The following is a 22,735-nucleotide window of genomic DNA, read 5'->3' as shown; positions in this document are numbered from 1 at the left end:
TATATTTTGTGAATAGATGACCAAATAGCTGAAATGCTTAAAATGTTTTCATCGAAAAGGCTGTTTATTAGCGCTAAAAGGGTTAGAATTTAACTGACTCCACGCTAATAAATGGCTGTACAAATATTCTGCTTAACTAAAAGCAGTAATAGATTAAGGAACATACAATGACACGAAATGAAGGCCAAGCCTCGGTTATCCTAGATAATGTCTGTAAGCTTATCCAGAAAAAAGTTCACGCTGATAATGTGTTACTCGTTGAGAAATTCGCCAAAGCCTTGTACAGCAATATGTCTAAAGAGGATTTGGCAAATCGCAATGATAGTGACCTATACGGTGCTGCACTCAGCCTTTGGAATGCACTAGAAAAAAACACCACGGACGACGCAGTAATTCGCGTTTTCAACCCTGAAGTAGCAAAAGATGGCTGGCAGTCATCACATACAATTGTAGAAATTATTGCTAAAGATATGCCATTTTTAGTCGATTCTGTTCGTATGGCTATGACCCGTGAAAATATAGCTTCTCACTTATTACTTCACTGCCCACTAAAAATTCAGCGTGACGATAACGCTAAAATTTCTGGTTTATCAAATTTAAAAGCAGAGCAAGAATCGAGCTCTACTAAAACAGTGTTCTTTATTGAGATTGACCGCCAAACCGATGCATCTGTTATTGCGTCTTTCAAAAAAGAGCTCGAATCAGTATTGGTTGATGTTTCTATTGCGGTAGATGATTGGCAGCCAATTCGCGAAAAATTAGTCTCTGTTACTAAAGAAGTACCAAAACGTAAGCACAATAAAAACAAAAACGAAGTATCTGAAGCCGTAGAGTTTTTAGATTGGCTGGCTAAAGATAACTTTACTTTAATGGGTTATCGCGAGTACGAGCTTACCCCTGTACAAGGTGATTACCAGTTAAAAGGTAAAATGGATACAAGCCTTGGCCTGATGAAAAATTCAACCGATGAGCACACACGTTTATTATCTGAATTACCAGAATTTGCTCGCCAAGAAGCCCTCAGCAGTAACTTATTAGTATTAACAAAAACGAACTCTGTATCGCGCGTTCATCGCCCAGCGTACATAGATTACGTTGGTATTAAACGCTTTGATGATGAAGGCAATGTGGTTGGTGAAGACCGTTTTATCGGCCTATTTTCATCAAGCTTTTACAACAACAGCGCAGCAGATGTGCCTGTTCTAAAAACTAAAATTAACCGCATCATGGATATGTGTGACTTTGCAAAAGGCACCCATGCATACAAAGCGGTACTTAATATTTTAGAAACGTACCCACGTGATGAATTAGTTCAAGCTCGCGAGAGCGAGTTACTCGAAGTAGCAATGGGTGTTTTACAAATTCAAGAGCGCGACATGTGTCGCTTGTTTGTGCGTAAAGACGCCTACGGACGTTTCTTCTCTTGCATGGTGTACGTTCCGCGTGAGCGATATAACACAGCGCTGCGCCGAGAAACACAAGACATTTTAGCTAACGCCTTTAATTCTGACGAAAAAGTCGAATTTACTACCTATTTCTCTGAGTCAACACTGGCGCGTACACATTACACCGTTCGTGTGACCGATAACAATATCGAATATAACGTGAAAGACATCGAAAACAACTTAGTAGAAGCTGCTCGTACATGGGAAGATAAATTACAATCTGCACTGTTAGAGTCAGCAGGGGAAGCCCGCGGTAATGAGCTAAATCGTAAATATTGCAACGCGTTTGCACGCTCTTACAAAGATGAAGTACTACCGAGTGCTGCGGTTGTAGATATTGAAAAACTAGAATTGTTAAACGACGAGAACAAGCTAGAAATGTTGTTCTACCGTCCGCAAGAAGAAGCTAACAGCAATATTGTACGCCTAAGCTTGTTCCATAAAGATGAGCCAATTCACTTATCTGATGTTATGCCAATGCTAGAAAACTTTGGTTTACGCGTTGTAGGTGAAACGCCATATTCTGTTAAAACAAGTGATGGTCGTATCAATTGGATCATGGACTTCTCTATGCTGATTGACAGCAAAGGAATGGCCGACTTTGATAAGATTTCTGCTCGTTTTCGCGCTGCATTAACTAATGTATGGGGCAACCGCCTTGAAAACGACGGCTTTAACCGCTTAGTATTAATGGGTGGTTTAACAGGTCGTGAAGCCTCTATATTACGTGCCTATGCAAAATACATGCGCCAAATTGGGGTTACTTTCTCACAGACCTACATTGAGAGCACGTTTGCAAACTACCCGCATATTGCTGCGCAAATAGTTAACTTATTTGCTAAAAAATTCTCAGTAAAAAGCCCTGCAAGCCCTAAAACACTTGAAAAATTAAGTGCACAAATTTACTTAGAGCTTGAAAACGTAGCGAACCTTGATGATGACCGTATTATACGTTTATACGTAGATATGATTGTCGCAACACTGCGTACTAACTACTTCCAAAAAGATGAAACAGGTCAGTTTAAATCTTACGTGTCGTTTAAAGTACAGCCTAGCTTAATTCCTGATATGCCGCTTCCGCTGCCAGCATTTGAGATTTTTGTATACTCTCCGCGTGTAGAAGGTGTGCATTTACGCGGTGGTAAAGTTGCTCGTGGTGGCCTTCGTTGGTCAGACCGTCGTGAAGATTTCCGTACTGAGGTACTGGGCTTAGTAAAAGCACAACAAGTTAAAAACACCGTAATTGTTCCGGTAGGTTCTAAAGGTGGTTTTGTATGTAAGCAGCTACCGAGTGAACGCGAAGCCTTTATTAAAGAAGGTCAAGAGTGTTACAAAATTTTCATCCGTGGTTTATTAGACATTACCGATAACATTGAGCGTGGTGAAATTGTACCGCCAGCTAATGTAACACGTCACGATGAAGACGACCCATACCTAGTAGTTGCAGCCGATAAAGGTACAGCTACCTTCTCTGATATTGCTAACGGTATTGCTAACGAATACAACTTCTGGCTAGGTGATGCGTTTGCATCAGGTGGTTCAGTAGGTTATGACCATAAGAAAATGGGCATAACAGCAAAAGGTGCATGGGAGTCTGTTAAACGTCATTTCCGTGAAATGGATATTGACTGTCAAACTACCGACTTCACTGTGGTTGCTATTGGTGATATGGCCGGCGACGTATTTGGTAACGGCATGTTATTGTCTAAGCACATTCGCTTACAAGTCGCGTTTAACCATATGCACATATTTGTAGACCCTACACCAGATGCAGCGACCTCTTACCCAGAGCGTGAGCGCTTGTTTAACCTGCCTCGTTCATCATGGGAAGATTACAATAAAGATCTGATTTCAGCGGGTGGTGGGATTTTCTCGCGCGCAGCTAAATCGATTTCTTTAAGCCCAGAAATGAAAAAAATGCTTGGCACTAAAAAAGCAAGCATGACACCGAACGAGTTGATCAAAGCCTCATTAATGATGGAATTTGATTTACTGTGGAACGGTGGTATTGGTACTTATATTAAAAACAGCCACGAAACAGACGCTGATGTAGGGGATCGTGCAAACGATGCGCTGCGCATAAACGGTAAAGACCTTGGCGCTAAAATTTTAGGTGAGGGCGGTAACTTAGGTGCAACCCAATTAGGGCGTATCGAGTTTGCAGCCAAAGGCGGGCGTGTAAATACCGACTTTATTGATAACGTAGGCGGTGTTGCGTGTTCAGATAACGAAGTAAATATTAAAATTTTACTTAACGGCTTAGTTTCAGAAGGGGATTTAACACGTAAACAACGTGATGAGTTACTTTACTCTATGACCGACGAAGTATCTGAGCTTGTACTTAAAGATTGTTACCGTCAAACACATACATTGTCGATTACACAGTCTAAAGGTGCATCAACACTTAAAGAGAAGATCCGCTTTATTCATGCCCTTGAAAAAGAAGGCAAGCTAAACCGTGCAATCGAGTTTTTACCAACTGATGAAGAGTTGGCAGAGCGCGCTGCAGCAGGTAAAGACCTAACACGTCCAGAGCTTTCAGTATTAGTTTCGTACGCTAAAATGGTGCTTAAAGAGTCTTTAGTAACAGATGAAATTACTGAAAACCCGTACTACCGTCAGCTACTAGTTAAGTCTTTCCCGCGTCCACTGCGTGAAAAATTTAACGACGCGATGGATAATCACCCACTGCGCAAAGAAATTATTGCAACAAAACTGGCGAACAATATCGTTAATGACATGGGCTTAAACTTCATGGTACGCATGAACGAAGAGACCGGTGCTAACGAAGCTGAAATCGCAATGTGCTATTCAATTGCGAGTGAGATTTTTGAAATGCGTGAAACCTGGTCATCAATCAGCGCGCTAGATAATAAAATCCCAGCAGCAGTTCAAACCGAAATGCTGTACCAATTACGTCGTACTGTTCGCCGTGCAACACGCTGGTTCTTACGTCATCGTAATAAGTCACAAACAATTGAACAAGCTATCGAGTTCTTTGCACCAACGTTTAAAGATTTAAGCGAAAACTTAAATACGTACATGCAAGACAAAGAACACGAATGTTTAACTGGCAAAGCAAATGAGCTAGTTGAAAAAGGTGTACCTAAGCAAATTGCTAAGCGTATTATTGACCTTTCTAGCCTGTTCTCTGTAATGGATATTGCTGAAATAGCGCATAATTCAGGCCGCAGTGTGGCGATGGTATCTAATACCTACTTTAAACTTGGCTCGCGTATGGGCTTACACTGGTTCTTAGATCAAATTACTAACCAGCCTGTTTCTAATCATTGGCAAGCACTTGCCCGTGCGTCGTATCGTGAAGAGCTTGATTGGCAACAACGTACGCTTTCTCATGTTGTGCTAAACAGCTTTGAAGGTGACGAAAACGATGTTGATAATCAAATCGATCAGTGGATGGCCAGCCAAGATCTGCTGCTACAGCGTTGGAAGCAAATGTTAGCTGAATTTAAAACCTCGCAAAGTCACGACTTTGCTAAGTTCTCAGTTGCACTGCGCGAATTAATGTTGTTAAGCCATAACTGTGATACATCAGGAAAATAATTTAGCTTTAATTGGTTATTTATTCAGTAAATAATCAGTTAATTGTTAAAATTGTTATACAATACCTCAGCCTAGTCTGAGGTATTTTTTTGTCTGTAATTTAAAGAGGAACAATTCATGTTTTACGATTTAGCCCGCCGTTTTATGTTCACCCGAGATGCTGAATGGGCACATGAGTTTGCGCTTAATAATTTACGCCGTTTTGCACACACCCCTTTAAACACAGCTTGGTCACAACAACTACAAAACAAACCCGTTAATTTTTTAGGCCTTGAGTTTAAAAACCCTGTGGGTTTGGCTGCAGGTTTAGATAAAAACGCTGAGTGTATTGATGCCTTTAGCCAAATGGGCTTTGGTTTTGTAGAAGTTGGCACGGTTACCCCGCGCCCGCAAGCAGGTAATGATAAGCCGCGCATTTTTAGATTACCGCAGTCAAATGCCATTATTAACCGAATGGGCTTTAATAATAAAGGGGTCGATAATTTAGTTAATAACGTAAAAAATGCCAAGTACACCGGTATTTTAGGTATTAATATTGGTAAAAATAAAGATACCCCAAATGAACAAGGTAAAGACGACTACATTCATTGTATGCGTAAAGTGTTCGAGCATGCTTCGTATATTACGGTCAATATTTCATCTCCAAATACCCCAGGGCTGCGCGATTTACAATATGGCGCCGCGTTAGATGATTTACTGCAAAGTTTAAAGAATGAACAGCTTGATTTAATTGCCAAGCATAATAAGCAAGTACCTATGCTGGTTAAAATAGCGCCAGATCTTGATCAAATCCAAATTGAGCAGGTTAGCGAGTCACTATTAACTAATAAAATTGATGGCGTAATCGCAACAAATACTACGCTTGAACGTAGTGCAGTAATGGGTCAGCAATACGCCGATGAGGCGGGTGGTTTATCTGGCAGCCCAGTAAGAGAGCGCTCTACACACGTTGTTAGCGAACTTAAACGTTTAACACAAGGTAAATTACCAATTATTGGTGTAGGTGGTATTGATGATGCGCAATCTGCTCAAGAAAAGCTAAATGCAGGCGCAAATTTAGTGCAGGTTTATACTGGGTTCATCTACAAAGGGCCACAATTGGTAAAATCGATCGTTGATTCCTTATAAGGATCAGTTATGTAAGCTTTTGATCGTTCAATAAATGTTCTAAACAAATGTTTTAAAAATGGTCAAAAGCCGTTATAATCTAATATTAATGTCTTAATTAAAAATAAATTTTTAAACAAGGAGGAGGCAAATGTTACAAGCAACAAAACAATGGCAGTGGATTGCATGTGCAAATAAAAACCGCTTACTACTTGATTTAAATGACGATATGCAGTTATGTACACCGTATAAATTAAGACAACTCACCGACTGTGTATTTGAAAACCCGCGTTTTAGCTTAGAAGATGCTGCTTTTTATGAACAGGTGTATAACTACTTAGATGGTTTTGAGCTGTATAAGCCTGCACAAATTTGCCAAATTGCGCTCAATGCCACCGCTGTAAAATTTCATTTAAAACCTGTACTGGCTAAAAGTTGGTTTTTTGAAGAGTACACAGGCACCCAGCCAAGTACAGAAGCCATCGTTAAACTTACCTCAAAAGCGCAAACCGGTGAGTTTTTAATTGTTGAGCATTGCCCTGATGCTTCAATTTGCTTAAACCTTAACGAAACATTCAAACTTGATGATAATTTGTCTCTTGAACAGTTTGAAGTTATCCGCGTTTTAAACAATCGTGTTCACCCGCTATTACTTGAGCAATATCACACTAAATCAGCTTAGCAAATTTACAAATCGAGCTGCGTTTATCAAGTGTTTGTCAGCCAACCTATGTTATAATCCTGCGCAATTAGCTATTAAGGGTTATTACTTTGCAATTTATCGCACTTACTTCTATCGGAATCGAAAATTTACTTGTTGATGAACTAACAGAATTAGGCGCCGTCGTGTCTAAACAAACTGTGGGTTCTGTTCGCTTTGAGGCAGATTCAACATTGGCGCAAAAGGTTTGTCTATCAACTCGTTATGCAACACGTGTACTGATGCTTATTGAAGAAAAAGAAGGCGTTAATGATAAAGATAGCCTGTATAAATTTGCTCGTTTTCAGCCATGGCAAGAATGGTTTGGCCCTACCCAAACATTTGCCGTTGATTTTAATGGTACCAACGACTCTTTAAAAAATACCCAGTTTTCAGGCTTGGTAATTAAAGATGCGATTGTTGACTACTTTAACGATTTATACGAGCAACGCCCAAATGTAGATAAGCAAGACGCCAATGTGCGTGTTGTGGCGCGTTTAAATCGCCATGGTGTGGCTTTGTACATTGATTACTCGGGACCTCGTTTGTCTGAGCGCGGTTATCGCCAAGGCCAAGGTAAAGCCCCAATTAAAGAGCACTTAGCGGCCGCGATTATTAAACGCAGTGGTTGGCTTGAAAATGTAAATCAACCTTTATTTGACCCATGTTGTGGTGCCGGCACTATTTTAATAGAAGCGGCGGGCATGGCGCGTAACGAAGCACCTGGTTTATTTAGAGAAGGGTTTGCTTTTGAGCGTTTACCTAGTTTTAGAGCGGCCAAATTTAAACAACTTCGCGAAGAATTAATTGAGCAAATTACCGATCCTAAATTGTGGTTAATTGGCCACGATTACGATGCGCAAGTTCTAGATAAAGCCATTGCCAATGCCGAGCGTGCAGAGCTGGGTAATGTTATTAAGTTTAAGCAAAGTGATGCAACAAAGCTTACCTCTGTTGCTAAATTACCCGGGGTGGTTATTTCTAACTTACCGTACGGCGAACGTATTGGCTCTATGGCTGAGCTGGTAAATTTACACCGCAGCATGGGCGTGGGTTTTAAAAAGCACTTTAATCATTGGAAGCTTGCGTTACTAGGCATGGATGAAAGCTTATTTAAGCTGTTAAAACTGGTCAAACAAAAGCGTTATAAATTTAAAAACGGCCCATTAGATGTAGAGCTAAATTTATATCAGTTAGATGATAAACAGGTAAGCCTGACAAGCGATGACATACCGGCTCTTAATTTTGAAGGCTCAATGTCGTTTGCTAATCGTTTGAAAAAGAACAAACAAGGCCTAAAAAATTGGCTTAAACAAAACGAAGTACAAGCTTATCGCGTATACGATGCTGATATTCCTGAATACAACGTAGCGGTTGATATTTACGGCGATTCTGCTGTTATTTTTGAATACGCAGCACCTAAAGAAATTGACGAAAAAACATCAGAAAAGCGTCTTCAAGATGTGATTAGCTTAACTGCACAGCAGCTAAACATAGCGCCTGAAAACATTGCCGTTAAAGTGCGTAAAAAACAAAAAGGGGAAGAGCAGTACACCCCAATGGCTAAACAAAACCGCACTATGGTGGTGGAAGAATTTGGCGCTAAGTTTAAAGTAAACTTGTTTGATTACCTCGATACAGGGCTGTTTTTAGATCATCGTTTAGCGCGTCGCTATATTCAGCAAAATGCAAAAGACAAACGCTTTTTAAACTTATTTGCCTACACAGGTACAGCCTCTGTGCACGCGGCATTAGGGGGTGCAAAAGCAATTACCACCGTTGATTTATCAAAAACCTACCTTAAGTGGGGCCAAGATAACTTTGCGTTAAATGATATTAGCAATACCCGCTACCGTTTTGAGCAAGCTGATTGTTTAAAATGGCTAGAATACGCACAAGGGCAATACGATTTAATCTTTTTAGACCCGCCTACTTTTTCTAATTCTAAACGAATGAAAGACGCGTTTGATGTGCAAACCGATCATATAAAATTACTTACTTGGGTAAAAAAAATCTTGAGTCCTTCGGGTACATTAATTTTTTCTAATAACAAACGTGGTTTTGTTATGGATGAAGTAGGTTTAATGGGCTTAGGGTTAAAAGCTGAAAATATTTCAGAAAAAACGTTATCACCTGATTTCAAACGTAATAAAAAAATACACAACAGTTGGTTAATTACCCATGGCTAATTATGTTTTATACCACACCGATGGCTGTCATTTATGTGAGCAAGCCGAGCAGGTTTTATTATCGGTTTTGGATAAAAATAGTGAGCTTAAATTAATTGATATACTCACTGATGAGCAGCTAATAGCGCGTTTTCAGTTAAGTATTCCCGTATTTGAGAGCAAAAGCGGCCACCATTTGTATTGGCCGTTTGATGCACAAACAGTGCATGAATTTTTAGCGCAAGAATAAAAGAGCAGTATTTATGGATTTAATTAGAATACAAAAAGCGCAGTTAGCTTATGGTACGCACCCATTACTTGATGATGCTGATGCAGTGATAGAAAGCGGTGAGCGCGTCTGTATTGTAGGGCGAAATGGGGCGGGTAAATCTACACTTTTAAAAGTACTAGATGGCCAAGTTATTTTAGATGATGGTGAAATTAACCAGCTTGGCGGGATCAAAATATCTCGCTTAGAGCAAGATCCTCCTAAAGGAGCAAACGGCTCAGTATTCGATTATGTAGCACAGGGTATGCCTGATATTGCTAATTTACTGATCGATTATCACCACGTAAGCACACAGCTACAAACCGACTGCACCGACAAACTGCTAAATAAGCTTGAGCGTTTATCTAACGATTTAGAAGCGTGTGACGGCTGGCGTTTTGATTCGCGTATTCAATTAGTACTCACGCGTTTAGAGCTTAGCCCTGATGCTAAGTTAGAATCGCTCTCAGGTGGTTGGTTGCGTAAAGTTGCTTTAGCACGTGCTCTTGTGAGTGAGCCTGACTTATTGTTACTTGATGAGCCAACAAACCATTTAGACGTAGACAGTGTTAAATGGCTAGAGCAGTTTTTAAAAGAATTTAAAGGCGGTATTGTATTTATATCGCATGACCGTGCGTTTATCCGTGCTGTTGCAACGCGTATTTTAGATTTAGACCGCGGTAAACTTATCTCTTACCCTGGCGATTACGCGACCTACCTTGAACAAAAAGCGCATGACTTAAAAGTAGAAGAATCACAAAATGCACTCTTTGATAAGCGTTTAGCAGAGGAAGAAGCCTGGATACGCCAAGGTGTTAAAGCCCGTCGTACCCGCAACGAAGGCCGTGTACGTGAACTTAAACAGTTACGTGTTGAGCGCAAAGCTCGTGTAGAGCAAGTAGGTAAAACCGATTTTAATATTGAAACGGCTGATAGATCCGGCAAGCTAGTGTTTGAGGCAAAACACCTTAGTCATGCATTTAAAGATAAAGTAATTGCTAATGATTTTTCTACCCTTGTTATGCGCGGTGACCGAATTGGCTTAGTAGGCCCAAATGGTATTGGTAAAACTACCTTACTTAAACTGCTGTTTGGTGATTTAGAAGCCGATAGCGGTCATGTTAAACAAGGCGTTAATTTAGAATTTGCTTACTTTGACCAATACAGGCAAAAGCTTGATGAAGAGGCCACTGTTCAAGATAACGTTGCCGAGGGTAAACAAGAGGTAATGATGGGCGGGCGTTCTCGTCATGTACTTGGTTACCTGCAAGACTTTTTGTTTCCACCGGCACGTGCGCGTACACCTGTAAAAGCACTCTCTGGTGGTGAGAAAAACAGGCTTTTACTTGCAAAACTATTTCTAAAACCCTCAAATATTTTAGTACTCGATGAGCCAACCAATGACTTGGATATTGAAACATTAGAGTTACTCGAAGAAATTATTAATCAGTATCAGGGTACTGTGCTTATAGTAAGCCATGACCGTGAATTTATTGATAATACGTGTAGTAGTGTATGGGCGTTTGAAGGTGATGGCAAAATAACTGATATGGTAGGGGGTTACACCGATTACCAAGCTTATTTAAGCTATTTAGCCGAGCAGGAAAAACAGCAACAAGCACCAAAAAAAGACGTTAAACCTGCGCCTGTAGCCGCGGCAAAGCCTGAAAACAAAAGCACTAAGCTTTCTTACAAATTAAAACTTGAATTAGAGCAACTACCCAATAAAATGGAACAACTTGAAGCCGCTGTAGAAGCGCAGCAAGCTGTAGTGAGCGATCCTGACTTTTTCAAACAAGATAGCGACGTAACCACTAATGCATTGAACCATTTAGCAAAACTTGAGTCTGACCTTGAAGCCGCGTTTGAGCGCTGGGAAGAACTTGAAGAATTACAGAATCAGTAGTAAGGATTAAAATGAAATATAAATTACTCGCTGCCAGTATTTTAGCGACATTGAGTACATCTGCATTAAGTGCAACCTATGAATTAACAGAACTAGGTACTCTTGACGGCGCTAAACATTCTTACGTTACTGACGTAAGCGAAAGCGGGCACATTATTGGTACTGCCAACGGATTGTATAATTTACCAATCGATATTAGCTATATCGACTTTACCGAAAGCGTTATTGAAAATGCGTACGATAGTGAAGAGTACAACTTTGAGCTAAGTGATAAAGAAATTACTTTTACACTTGATGATATAGAAAATAACGATGCGGTTTTTAATAACGCCGATGCACATTCATTTATGGTTAGTTTTTTAGCTGGCAGGCCAACGGATTACGAGTACCAAAAGTTAAGCTCGGTAGTTGGTATTAAGTTTGACGATGGCATAGCGACTGAGCAAATACTGTTTGATGAAGAGTCGGTAGATTACGATGGTTTAACGCGTTCGGTTAGTAACTTTTATAATGCGGTAAGCGAAGATGGCGTGAGCGTTGGTTGGAGTGCAGCTCCATATGATAAAGTTTTATTTACGCCAGATGATGAAGATGAAGAAGAAACATGGTTTACCCATGACTTTATTGAGCGCGGAATAGTTATTTCTGAAGATGGAACGCAAAAGGTTGAGTTAGTTCCAGACTTTGACGATTACGGCGGTACTAGCCGAGCTAACGATATTGTTAAAACAAATGACGGATACACTGTCGTTGGTTATGTTTCAACAGGTATTCCTGAAGACAGGCTTGATAATATTGAAGATAACTGTGATAACGAAGACGAGCCAACCAATACCTGTGTGGAATTATTAAATTCAAGTGTAACCACCGGCGTATTTGATGAGCGCGCGGTAAAATGGGAGCTTGATGAAGCATTTAATATCACTTCTACTGAAATACTAGGCCTTGCCTTAACGCCAGAAGAAGATGATGACTTTGCTTTTACAAGTACCGCTCTTGCGCTAAATAATAATGGCACAGTGGTGGGCTCTTCAAATGCTCGTTACTATAAAAATGACGACACTATTTTAACAATGCCTGTTTATTTTAAAAATGGTGACGTGTTTAATTTTATAGACCAAGAAGATGATTGGCTTTCTGGTAAAGCGCTTGCTGTCAATGACAACGATGTAATTGTTGGTTATGCATCAAAGCGTATTGAAACCACGATCCGTGATCAGTTTTTCTATCATGATATAAGTACTGGCAATACCGTTTTCCCTACCGGTTACTTTAATAGCTCAAGCGCTTATGGTAATGATATTAATAACCAAGGTTATGTTGTTGGTGAAGGCGAGGTAGGTACATCTGAAAACAGCCGTCGTAAAGAAGCGTTTATATATAAAATTGGTGACGATAAAATTACCAACTTAAACGATTTACTACCTTGTTACGAAACAGATGGTGAAACAGACTACGCCTACACAATGGCTGAAGCGAAAGTCATTAATGAAGACAATGAAATTTTTGGTGTAGCTACCAAAACCGTTGAAAAGCGCGATACCTTTGGTAATGTAGAAACCGATATCGAAGGTAATATTGAGTACGAAAGTGTTGCTGTTGCAGTAAAACTAACACCTATTGATGGTGAAGTAGAAGACTGTACACCTATAGAAGAAGAGCTTTATGAAAGAAGCTCAGCAAGCTTCCCTTGGTACACACTGTTATTATTGCCGCTAGTGGGCTTACGCAGAGTATTTAGATTTTAAGCTTTACGCTATTCATAAAAAACCAACTTATAAAAGTTGGTTTTTTTTCGTCTATAATAAAGTGCTTGGCGTTAATTAGTTATCTCAATTTGCTTCATTAAGTCATTCTATTTACGCACTTGAATAGTTGGCTTTATTACGTATTAGTATTTCGCGCTAACCAGGCTTTGCGCACAGAGCGTCGCCAAATAATATCAATACCTAAATAAGCAATAATAGCAGCAACAGAAGCGCACACCAGTGAGCCAATTAAAAATGCAGGACCGATGGTAGAAAGGCTTTCTAAGAACCATGCCCAACTGGCTTCAAATGCAAAATGCTGCTCTGGTTGATTTAAAACAAGCGTACCTACAAGGTATGAGCCGTAAAATATTGGCGGCATAGTCAGTGGGTTGGTAAGCCACACCAATGCCACAGAAATAGGTAAGTTAACTCTAAATACAATAGCTGCCGCAGCGGCTAAAACCATTTGAAAAGGAACAGGGATGAACGCAAAAAATAAACCAACTGCAAATGCGCCCCTTGCAGAGCGTCTGTTTAAATGCCATAGGTTGGCGTCTTGTAATAGGCGGCCGAATATTCTAAGTGTTTTATGATGCCTAATTTTATTAGGATCAGGTAAAAATCGTTGGATCGTTTTCTTAGGCATTTCAAGCAACCATTTACTTCAGTGTGGATTAGTCTTGGATTTGTAATTGGTTGTATTTCAACCGTATTTTATTATCAAACCCATGAATTTACAGTCATCACAATATCTGTCCTTATTGCGAGCGCCTATTTTAAGCCGTTTTTGAATGTTTTGTTAGGGTTTATTTTAGCTATTTGCTGCATTGTTGTGCACTTTTACCTGTTTTATAGCTATACATTGCCAAATGATGAAAATAACTATGCTTACCCTGCCACAATTCTCGTTGATGACGTTATCTCTGCAAAGCAACCACAGTATATAAAAGCAACGTTATTAAAGTTAAATGGGGATGAAATACACAAATTTAAAGCACCTAAAGCCATGTTAAGTGTCGATTCTGCACAGCTTATTAAGCAGGGCGATACTTTTGAGGCAACAATAGCGCTGAAAAAATTCAGAACAATTAAAAATATCGGTGTGTTTGATAATAATGTGCATGCCTTTAAACAACGCATACTATTTAAAGGCAAAGTACTTAATAAACAATTGCGCATTACTAGCGCGGCTTCACCTTCAATAATTTATAAATACAGGTCGTTTTTAAAACACACTTATCAAAAAACAACGCTTAATTGGCTTTATTATGCATTGCTTAGTGGTGATAAATCACTGATGTCGTTTGAAAATAAACAAACAATGCAAAGTTTAGGGCTCAGCCATTTATTAGCTATTTCAGGGTTGCACATAGGGCTTATATTCAGCTGTTTTTATTTACTGAGTAAGTACACAGCATACATCCTTAAAATTAAAGTATTGCAGTCTATTAATTTAACTATTGTTTATTGTTTTATCGGCTGGTTAGCGGCATTTATCTATGTGTATTTAAGTGAATTTTTACTTTCAGCGACTCGCGCATTTATTATGTTAAGTTGCGTATTAGGTCTTTACTTTATTGCCAAACAGCCACTGCGCTGGCGAAGCATTTTATATGCTTTAGTCGCTGTATTACTCATCAATCCTTTTAATGTTTTAAACCCAGGTTTATATTTTTCTTTTATTGCGGTTGCAATTATTTTCCTTGTTATAAAACACCTCCCTAAAACTGAATATAATTGGCTTGGCGTGTTTATGGCGCTGTGTATTATTCAGCTTGCTTTATTTATTGGGCTTTTGCCCATTACCCTTATTTATTTTAGTGGGGTAAGTATTGCTGGGTTGGTTATTAATTTATTGGCAATTCCATTATTAAGCGTGGCAATCATGCCACTTTTGCTGCTATTTACGATAATAAGTGCTGTGGTAGATATAACGCCCGTCATTTTATTATTCGATAGTGTACTTATAACATTGTTTAAATATATGGATGAAATCCCTTGGCATTACAGATGGTTAGATATAGCTAAACCGCGTACATTGTACTTAGTCGCAGCTTATCTATGCATATTAATCGCCTGGTTTAGCCCCTTTAAACGTTTAGCACTCATTCCTCTATGCGTTACATTAATAGATTATCTGTATTTACCAAAACCTCTTTGGCAATTGCATGTGTTTGATGTTGGGCACGGATTAATGACGTTACTCGAAAAAGACAATCAAGCGCTGGTTTACGATTTTGGCCCGAGTTATTTTAACCGTTTTAGCCGTACATACAGTGTGTTAATTCCCTATTTAAAAACACATAACTTAACCGTCAGTGATGCAATAATAAGCCATCAAGACAACGACCATGCAGGAGGCGCAGCACATTTTATTAATGCAGGATTTGGTGAAAGCTTTAAGCGGTTTCACCCACATGGAATAACCACACAGTGTATGTCTTTAGATTATAACTTTAATGGATTACGCATTAGCAGCTTTGCTGATAGCACATTTAATGACGAAAACGATAATTCGTGTGTGCTTTTAATCAAATCACCGCAACTTACTATGTTATTAACGGGTGATATTTCTAAAGCACGTGAGCTGAGCCTTATCAAAACTCACTCATTACAAGCCGATGTGATTTTAAGCCCTCATCATGGCAGCGATACGTCTTCAAGCACAGAATTTATCAACCATGTAAATCCGCATACGGTTATTCACTCAACAGCTTTTCAAGGCCAATGGCAATTTCCCAGTGAAAAAGTGGTTTCGCGCTACAAAGCAATAAATGCTAAACAATATGTTACGGCACGTGATGGGCAAATTACGGTAAGTATTTATCAAGATAGCTTTAAAGTGACAACGGCGCGCAAACACGAAAGTTATTGGTTTATAGAAGATTGACGTTTAGTTTTAACGGTTTGAAGGATACAATAAGGGCTGTAATTGTATAACGAGAGTAATATGAGTCAAAGTACTACACAAATTTATAAACGGTTGATTTCTTACGTTGGTGATTATAAAAGCGTTGCCTTCGTCGCTATTATTGGAATGATCGGCTATTCGGGTATGGATGCTTTATTTATTCAATTAATGAAACCCTTTATTGATGAAGGCCTAAACCAACGTAATAGCGAAGTGCTAGCTTATGCCCCTTTTGTTGTAATTGCGCTGGTAATAGGGCGTGGCCTGTTTAATTTTATGTCTTCGTATTGCCTAAGCTATGTAGGCTCGCAAGTAGTACGTTCGTTACGCCAGCAGTTATTTGAACACATATTACATTTGCCTGTTTCGTTTCATGATAAAAACTCAACAGGTGATTTAATTTCAAAAATTACTTTTGATACAGAACAAGTTCAGCAAGCAATCACCAAAGCACTGTTAATTGTTGTAAGAGAAGGCGCTTTTGTCGTTTTTTTACTTGCCCTTATGTTTTATACCAGCTGGCAGCTTTCGCTGATTTTTTTAGTGATCATTCCATTAGTGGCAATTATTGTAACGTTTGTGTCTAAACGCTTTCGCCATATTTCAAAAAATATACAGTCTGCAATGGGGCAGGTCACCCGTAGCTCTGAGCAAATGCTAAGTGGACACAAAGTTATTCATGGTTTTGGTGGGCAAAAACAAGAAATCGACCAGTTTTCAAAAATCAATAATCATAATCGCCAGCAACGTATTAAAATGGATGCCACTAAAGCGTTAAGCGTATCGGTAATTCAAGTGCTTGCAGCAAGTGCAATGGCTGTTATTTTGTGGGTTGTATCTATGCCTTCAATGATAGATACGATCAGCTCTGGCGATTTTATGGTACTCATCTCTTCTATGATGATGCTTTTACGCCCGCTTAAACAATTAGCAAACGTGAACAGTGATATGCAGCGCGGTATTTCTGCAGCGCAAAGTATTTTTTTAGTTTTAGATGAAGAAATTGAAAAAGACAAAGGGACTTACAGCGTAGATAAAGTGAAGGGCGAAATTGAGGTTAAAAACGTGACCTTTAAATACCCAACTAAAGATGAAGCTGTTTTAAATAACCTATCAATAAGTATAAAAGCCGGTGAAAGCATCGCGCTTGTAGGGCGTTCAGGCTCGGGTAAATCGACTATTTCTAATTTATTACCGCGTTATTATGATTTAGAAGCACCAAGTGAAATTTTATTAGATGGCGTTGCGCTTGAGAAATATAAACTGGCTGATTTACGCCGCCAGTTTGCCTTAGTATCTCAGCAAGTTGTGTTATTTAACGACACAATTGCTAATAATATTTGTTATGGCATAAGCCGCGAAATAACACCGCAGCAATTAGAAGAGGTGGTTAAACAAGCCCACGTGTGGGAATTTGTTAAAGACCTACCTGAGCAGCTCAATACCATGGTCGGTGAAAACGGGGTGATGCTCTCTGGTGGTCAACGTCAACGTATAGCAATTGCTCGCGCTATATTAAAAGATGCACCTATTTTAATTTTAGATGAAGCAACTTCAGCCTTAGACACAGAGTCTGAAAAACTAATTCAGCAAGCTCTTGATACCCTTATGCAAGACAAAACGTCTATAGTCATTGCCCATCGTCTTTCAACCATTGAGAACAGCGACAAAATATACGTTATTGATGGTGGTCGGGTGATTGAAAGTGGCGATCATCAGAGTTTACTAGCTAAAGATGGTACTTATTCAGCTCTATGTAAAATGCAGTTTGGTGAGCACGGGTGAGTAAAATAGAGCAAAGCTGGTATAAACCATTTAGTTTTATAACGCTACTTTTACTGCCATTAGCTGCGCTTTTTTGGTTAATTTCAAGCATTAGGAAATGGTTTTTTAAGGTTGGCTTTGCCACGCCTTTTAAAGCTAAATCTAAAGTGATTGTGGTGGGCAATATAAGTGTAGGCGGAAATGGCAAAACGCCATTTGTGTTATGGCTTTACGAATACTTGTCAGAGCAAGGCCTAAAAGTGGGTATTATCAGCCGAGGTTACGGCGGTAAAGCCAACAGCTACCCGCTGGTGGTAGAGCGCGGCGTAACAAGTGCACAAGCCGGTGATGAGCCAATACTTTTATTTAATCGCTTAAAATGTCCGCTTGTTGTTGGACCCGATAGAAAAGCCAACATTACATTATTAGAGCAGCAATTTTGTGTGGATGTCATAATCTCAGATGATGGTATGCAGCATTATAAAATGGCGCGCGATATAGAGTGCTGCATTGTTGATAGCCAAAGGCGATTTGGTAATGGCTTTGTTATGCCTGCAGGGCCATTACGAGAAACCACAAACAGATTAAATAGCGTTGATTTAGTGATTGAAAACGGGGGAGATGCATCCCTTAGCTACGTTTTGCAAACTGGTGCACTTAAACACGTTGCTAACAATACCCCTGTTAATAAAACCATTGAAAAAGGCCATGCGGTAAGTGCCATTGGTAACCCACAACGTTTTGAAGATTCATTAAAGGGGCAAAATATTCAGCTGCTTTCGACTCATCATTATCGAGATCACTATGCTTATAGCATGGCTGATTTTACTCAATTTAATGATGATAACGTATTAATGACAGAAAAAGATGCAGTAAAATGTAGAGACTTTGCAAAAGATACTTGGTACTACCTACCCGTAAATGCAAAACCTACTGACGCTGTAATACATAAATTAGAATTATTATTAAAACAAAAAGGGATCCTCAATGGCCTTTGATACAAAATTACTTGAAATAATTGCTTGTCCTGTGTGTAAAGGAAAGCTTCGTTTTGATAAAGAAAATGCAGAACTTATTAGTACTGCAGCTAAACTTGCATACCCAGTACGCGACGATATACCGGTACTTTTAGAAAATGAAGCGCGTGAGCTATCTCAAGATGAGGTTGATAAGTGGAATTCGTAGTTGTTATACCTGCACGTTACGCGTCTACCCGTTTGCCTGGCAAACCATTAGCTGACATATGCGGTAAACCTATGATTCAACACGTGTATGAAAAAGCGTGTTTGTCAGGTGCAAGTAAAGTGGTTATTGCAACCGATCATCAAAAAGTTTTTGATGCTGTTAAATTGTTCACAAACGATGTGCTGATGACGCGAGAAGATCATCAATCGGGTACCGAACGCTTAGCAGAGGTTGTTGACCTACTTAAGCTAGACGCAGAAACCCTGGTGGTCAATGTACAAGGCGATGAGCCATTACTTGCCAGCGAAAACGTATCGCAAGTTGCCACTTTATTAAATAATTCAAGCGCGCCAATGGCAACATTAAGTGTAGCCATTGAAGAGCAAGACGAAGTGTTTAATCCTAATGCCGTGAAGGTTGTTAGTGATATTAATAAAAATGCGTTGTACTTTTCACGTGCCAGTATTCCGTTTGATAGAAGCGCAATGTTAAATAACGACAGTGTGTTAGATATAACGCCTTTTCAGCGCCATGTGGGTATATATGCTTATCGCGCGGGCTTCATTAAGCAGTATATTGAGCTAAGTGTATCGCCACTTGAAGTACTTGAGTCGCTAGAGCAACTTAGGGTGTTGTACCATGGTTACGCTATCAAAATTGAGCAGGCCAAAGTAACGCCACATGCTGGGGTTGATACGGCCGAGGATTTAGAAAAAGTGATTGCCTACCTAAAAGCTAAGCAAGCCTAATAATGGTTAAAAGTGAATTACCCATAGTGTTTAGCCACGCTGATTTTTATATTTTTGAAAAACCAGCGGGGCTTAATTTTCACTCAGAAGGTGAAAAAGGGTTTGTGGTATTAGCTGAGCAGCAAACTGGCGAAAAATTATTTGCTGTTCACCGCCTTGATAAAGTGACATCTGGCCTTATTATTCTTAGTCGCAATAAAGAAGCCGCTGCTAAATTTACGTCTCTTTTTACTGAGCACGCAATAAACAAGTTTTATTTAGCTATAAGCAATGCTAAACCTAAAAAAAAGCAAGGGTGGATAAAAGGTGATATGGCTAAGTCTCGCAGAGGCATGTTTAAGCTTTTACCGACCGTGCAAAACCCGGCCATTACCCGCTTTTATTCTTTTAGTTATAAGCCCGGGTTTAGAGCGTATATTTTAAAGCCGTATTCGGGCAAAACCCACCAACTTAGAGTAGCATTAAAAAGTTTAGGGGCGCCAATTTTAGGCGATACACTTTATAGTGGCAGCAAAGCTGAGCGGGCGTATCTTCATGCCTATGGGTTAAGTTTTTTATGGCATGGGGAGCAAATTAATTGCTCTTTGCTACCTACTACGGGTGATGAGTACCAGCAATTAATTAATCATCAAGAATTTCAAGCATGGCAATCGCCGTGGCAACTGGATTGGTAAATGAGCGAACAAGTAACAGATATTCGTTTTGGCGGGATCAAACGCCTATACGGTAATCAACAATTTGACTGGCTACAACAAGCCCATTTTTGTGTAGTGGGCATAGGCGGTGTAGGAAGTTGGACCGCAGAAGCTTTAGCACGTACAGGCGTGGGTAAAATCACTTTAATTGACTTAGATGATATTTGCGCGACGAACGTAAATAGGCAAATTCATGCACTTAGCGGCAGTATTGGCCAAGCCAAAGTAGATGCAATGAAAAGCCGCTGCGAACTGATAAACCCAGAGTGTAAAGTAACTGTGATAGATGACTTTATTACTCTTGAAAATATTCGTGAGCATATTCAAGGTTTTGATTACGTTATTGACTGTATCGATGCAGTTAAAGAAAAAGCAGCGCTTATTGCTCATTGTAAGCGTAATAAAATGCCTATTATTACTACTGGCGGCGCGGGTGGGCAAACTGATCCTAGCCAAATAACATTTGGTGATGTGGCTAAAACCACGCAAGATCCGCTACTTGCTAAAGTGCGTTATATTTTACGCAAACAATATAATTTTAGTAACAACCCTAAACGCAAATTTAATATTGATTGTGTGTACTCAACTGAGCAACTTGTTTACCCAGGCAGTGATGGCAGTGTATGCCATGCTAAACAAAATGCTGATGGTACAATGAATATGGATTGTAATAACGGGTTTGGCTCGGTAACTATGATCACCGGAAGTTTTGGCTTTTTTGTAGCGGCTAAAGCGGTACGTAAATATTTAGATAAAAAACAGCGTTTACAACAAGCTCAATAGTTTAATTGAGCTTGTTAGTTGCCATGCTTTGAATTGCCTCGACCATGGCTTTTATTCCGTTCCCTCGAGATGCACTAAGGTGTTTAATTAAGCCTAACTTTTCAAATTCGTCATACGCATTAATATTCACGACCTCTTCAGGTGTTAAGCCATTATAAAGCGCTAAAATTATCGCTAATAAGCCTTTTACAATGCGAGTGTCTGAATCGCCAATAACCACTAAACGATTCTCGCTATCGTCAAACTCCATAAACATCCACACTTTGCTTTCACACCCTGGCACAAGCGCGTCATCGGTTTTAAGTACATCCGCTAAAGCGGGAAGTGTTTTGCCCAGAAGCATTATTTCGCGATATTTTTGCTGCCAAGATTGCGCCTGCTGTATAGGTTTTACTACGTTTTTAAACGTATTTGTCATGAGTTATCCTAAATTAGTCTAATAATTCAATCGATTCTTTCAAAGCATTGATGAAATTATCAACATCTTGATGGGTATTATAAAATGCAAAGCTTGCTCGAACAGTGCCTTTTACCCCTAAATGGTGCATTAATGGTTGCGTACAATGGTGTCCACTGCGCACTGCAATACCAAATCCGTCAAGCAAAGTTGCCAAATCGTAAGGGTGTTCACTTTTATAATTAAAACTGAGGGTGCCAATATTATTGTTCAGGTCGCTATAAATAGTAATACCGTCAATTTTACTCAACTGTGTGGCTGCATAATTAAAAATAGCCTGCTCATGGCGCTGTAACTGTTGTATGTTTAGGGCTGATAAATAATCAATTGCTGCACTAAAGCCAATGACGCCAGCTATATTTGGGGTGCCGGTCTCAAATTTAGCAGGAGCGTCTCTGTAGGTGGTTTTTTCAAGGGTTACAGTATCTATCATCTCACCACCCGTTTGATACGGGGTAAGCGCATTAAGTAATTCATAGCGACCATATAAGCCCCCTACACCCGTAGGGCCAAGCATTTTATGCGCTGAGAATACATAAAAATCACATCCAAGCTGCTTTAAATTAGGGCGTAAATGCATGGCTCCTTGTGCGCCATCAACAACAACTAACGTGCCGACTGCTTTCGCTGCAGCTATTAATGGCGCTAAATTGGTAATATTACCTAATGCGTTAGATGCTTGGCTGATACACAGCACCTTTGCTTTAGTGTGCGTGATCATGTCTATACAGCGCGCTATATTAAGCGTCGCGTTTTGCTCAAGGGGGAGTGCAGATAGCGTAGCCCCGGTATTTTGTGTTAATACCTGCCAAGGTACAATATTAGCGTGGTGCTCAAGGGGGGTAATTAATACCGTATCTTCACCTGTAATTTGCCTTTGTAGGCCATGAGCAAGTAAATTTAGCGCCTCTGTCGCGCCTTTTGTCCAGACGATTTCTTTAGCATTTACGTTAAAGTAATCCGCTGTTTTTAATCTTGCCTCTTCATATTGTTCTGTAGCGCGCTCGCTTAAAGTATGGCGGCCTCTGTGAACGTTTGCGTTGCCTAAATTATAAAAACGAGTCGTTGCATCAATAACGCTTTGTGGCTTTTGCGACGTTGCGCCAGAGTCTAAATAAACTAAAGGGTTGCCATTAAGGGTTTGGTTTAGAGTAGGGAAGTCGTTGCGGATTTTTGTTATATCAAACTCTTGAGAAGGCATGGCTATTCAACATCTATAAATTTAGGCAGGAATTGTAATCGGTTTCGTAAAATTGACAAGCAAAGCGCACAAAAAAGGCCG

At 39.7% G+C, this 22,735-nt stretch carries 17 protein-coding genes; 14 read left to right on the top strand and 3 right to left on the bottom strand.

Features of this window, described 5'->3' with window-relative positions:
- Positions 1 to 167: 167 nt before the first annotated feature.
- The 7 genes from PSH54_RS16765 (at position 168) to PSH54_RS16735 (ending at position 12,906) form a co-directional block, all read left to right on the top strand.
- A complete protein-coding gene (locus tag PSH54_RS16765; protein WP_096739568.1) occupies positions 168 to 5,009 on the top strand; it encodes an NAD-glutamate dehydrogenase in 4,842 nt (1,613 codons plus the stop codon).
- Positions 5,010 to 5,126: 117 nt separating this feature from the next.
- Positions 5,127 to 6,137 carry a quinone-dependent dihydroorotate dehydrogenase gene (pyrD, locus tag PSH54_RS16760; RefSeq protein WP_273606653.1) on the top strand — a complete coding sequence of 337 codons (1,011 nt, stop codon included), beginning with the start codon at positions 5,127 to 5,129 and terminating at the stop codon, positions 6,135 to 6,137.
- Between the two features lie 130 nt (positions 6,138 to 6,267).
- Positions 6,268 to 6,798, top strand: a complete 531-nt coding sequence (locus PSH54_RS16755) for a cell division protein ZapC (RefSeq protein WP_024033533.1) — start codon at positions 6,268 to 6,270, stop codon at positions 6,796 to 6,798.
- Between the two features lie 89 nt (positions 6,799 to 6,887).
- Positions 6,888 to 9,005: a bifunctional 23S rRNA (guanine(2069)-N(7))-methyltransferase RlmK/23S rRNA (guanine(2445)-N(2))-methyltransferase RlmL gene (gene rlmKL / locus PSH54_RS16750; protein WP_273606652.1), complete on the top strand. Its 2,118-nt coding sequence runs from the start codon at positions 6,888 to 6,890 to the stop codon at positions 9,003 to 9,005.
- Complete coding sequence (locus PSH54_RS16745; RefSeq protein ID WP_004586699.1) at positions 8,998 to 9,234, top strand: glutaredoxin family protein; 237 nt, start codon at positions 8,998 to 9,000, stop codon at positions 9,232 to 9,234. The genes rlmKL and PSH54_RS16745 overlap by 8 nt, the downstream gene beginning before the upstream one ends.
- 13 nt (positions 9,235 to 9,247) lie before the next feature.
- Entirely contained in the window at positions 9,248 to 11,158 is a 1,911-nt protein-coding gene (gene uup / locus PSH54_RS16740; protein ID WP_273606651.1) for an ATP-binding cassette ATPase Uup, read from the top strand.
- Between the two features lie 11 nt (positions 11,159 to 11,169).
- Complete coding sequence (locus PSH54_RS16735) at positions 11,170 to 12,906, top strand: DUF3466 family protein (protein ID WP_273606650.1); 1,737 nt, start codon at positions 11,170 to 11,172, stop codon at positions 12,904 to 12,906.
- A gap of 136 nt (positions 12,907 to 13,042) precedes the next feature.
- On the opposite strand, the gene PSH54_RS16730 is transcribed toward PSH54_RS16735, so the two are convergent.
- On the bottom strand, positions 13,043 to 13,555 hold the full coding sequence (locus tag PSH54_RS16730; RefSeq protein WP_024033538.1) for a DUF2062 domain-containing protein: 513 nt from the start codon (positions 13,553 to 13,555) through the stop codon (positions 13,043 to 13,045).
- Here PSH54_RS16730 and PSH54_RS16725 point away from each other — a divergent pair.
- From PSH54_RS16725 to tcdA, 7 genes are read left to right on the top strand one after another with little or no spacing between them, the layout of a single operon-like run.
- The gene (locus PSH54_RS16725) at positions 13,535 to 15,799 is read left to right on the top strand and encodes a DNA internalization-related competence protein ComEC/Rec2 (RefSeq protein ID WP_273606649.1); all 2,265 of its coding nucleotides are present in this window, start codon (positions 13,535 to 13,537) and stop codon (positions 15,797 to 15,799) included. The genes PSH54_RS16730 and PSH54_RS16725 overlap by 21 nt on opposite strands.
- A gap of 60 nt (positions 15,800 to 15,859) precedes the next feature.
- Entirely contained in the window at positions 15,860 to 17,605 is a 1,746-nt protein-coding gene (gene msbA / locus PSH54_RS16720; RefSeq protein WP_096739572.1) for a lipid A export permease/ATP-binding protein MsbA, read from the top strand.
- Positions 17,602 to 18,582 carry a tetraacyldisaccharide 4'-kinase gene (gene lpxK, locus PSH54_RS16715; RefSeq protein WP_273606648.1) on the top strand — a complete coding sequence of 327 codons (981 nt, stop codon included), beginning with the start codon at positions 17,602 to 17,604 and terminating at the stop codon, positions 18,580 to 18,582. The genes msbA and lpxK overlap by 4 nt, the downstream gene beginning before the upstream one ends.
- Positions 18,572 to 18,769: a Trm112 family protein gene (locus PSH54_RS16710; protein WP_004586692.1), complete on the top strand. Its 198-nt coding sequence runs from the start codon at positions 18,572 to 18,574 to the stop codon at positions 18,767 to 18,769. The genes lpxK and PSH54_RS16710 overlap by 11 nt, the downstream gene beginning before the upstream one ends.
- Positions 18,757 to 19,518 carry a 3-deoxy-manno-octulosonate cytidylyltransferase gene (kdsB, locus tag PSH54_RS16705; RefSeq protein WP_024033541.1) on the top strand — a complete coding sequence of 254 codons (762 nt, stop codon included), beginning with the start codon at positions 18,757 to 18,759 and terminating at the stop codon, positions 19,516 to 19,518. The genes PSH54_RS16710 and kdsB overlap by 13 nt, the downstream gene beginning before the upstream one ends.
- A 2-nt stretch (positions 19,519 to 19,520) precedes the next feature.
- The gene (locus PSH54_RS16700) at positions 19,521 to 20,192 is read left to right on the top strand and encodes a TIGR01621 family pseudouridine synthase (RefSeq protein WP_273606647.1); all 672 of its coding nucleotides are present in this window, start codon (positions 19,521 to 19,523) and stop codon (positions 20,190 to 20,192) included.
- Complete coding sequence (gene tcdA, locus PSH54_RS16695) at positions 20,193 to 20,996, top strand: tRNA cyclic N6-threonylcarbamoyladenosine(37) synthase TcdA (protein ID WP_055015990.1); 804 nt, start codon at positions 20,193 to 20,195, stop codon at positions 20,994 to 20,996.
- A gap of 1 nt (position 20,997) precedes the next feature.
- Here tcdA and PSH54_RS16690 read toward each other — a convergent pair whose 3' ends face one another.
- Both PSH54_RS16690 and PSH54_RS16685 read right to left on the bottom strand, forming a co-directional pair.
- Positions 20,998 to 21,414 (bottom strand): SufE family protein, encoded by a 417-nt coding sequence (locus PSH54_RS16690; protein ID WP_004586688.1) that lies wholly within the window; start codon positions 21,412 to 21,414, stop codon positions 20,998 to 21,000.
- Between the two features lie 13 nt (positions 21,415 to 21,427).
- The gene (locus PSH54_RS16685) at positions 21,428 to 22,654 is read right to left on the bottom strand and encodes an aminotransferase class V-fold PLP-dependent enzyme (RefSeq protein ID WP_273606646.1); all 1,227 of its coding nucleotides are present in this window, start codon (positions 22,652 to 22,654) and stop codon (positions 21,428 to 21,430) included.
- Between the last annotated feature and the right edge of the window lie 81 nt (positions 22,655 to 22,735).

Origin of the sequence: Pseudoalteromonas sp. Angola-30 (assembly GCF_028599215.1) — a bacterium.
GTDB classification, from domain to species: Bacteria; Pseudomonadota; Gammaproteobacteria; order Enterobacterales; family Alteromonadaceae; genus Pseudoalteromonas; species Pseudoalteromonas atlantica.
Note: the sequence above shows the minus strand (reverse complement) of the source record. Positions and strands in the feature narration are given on the sequence as shown.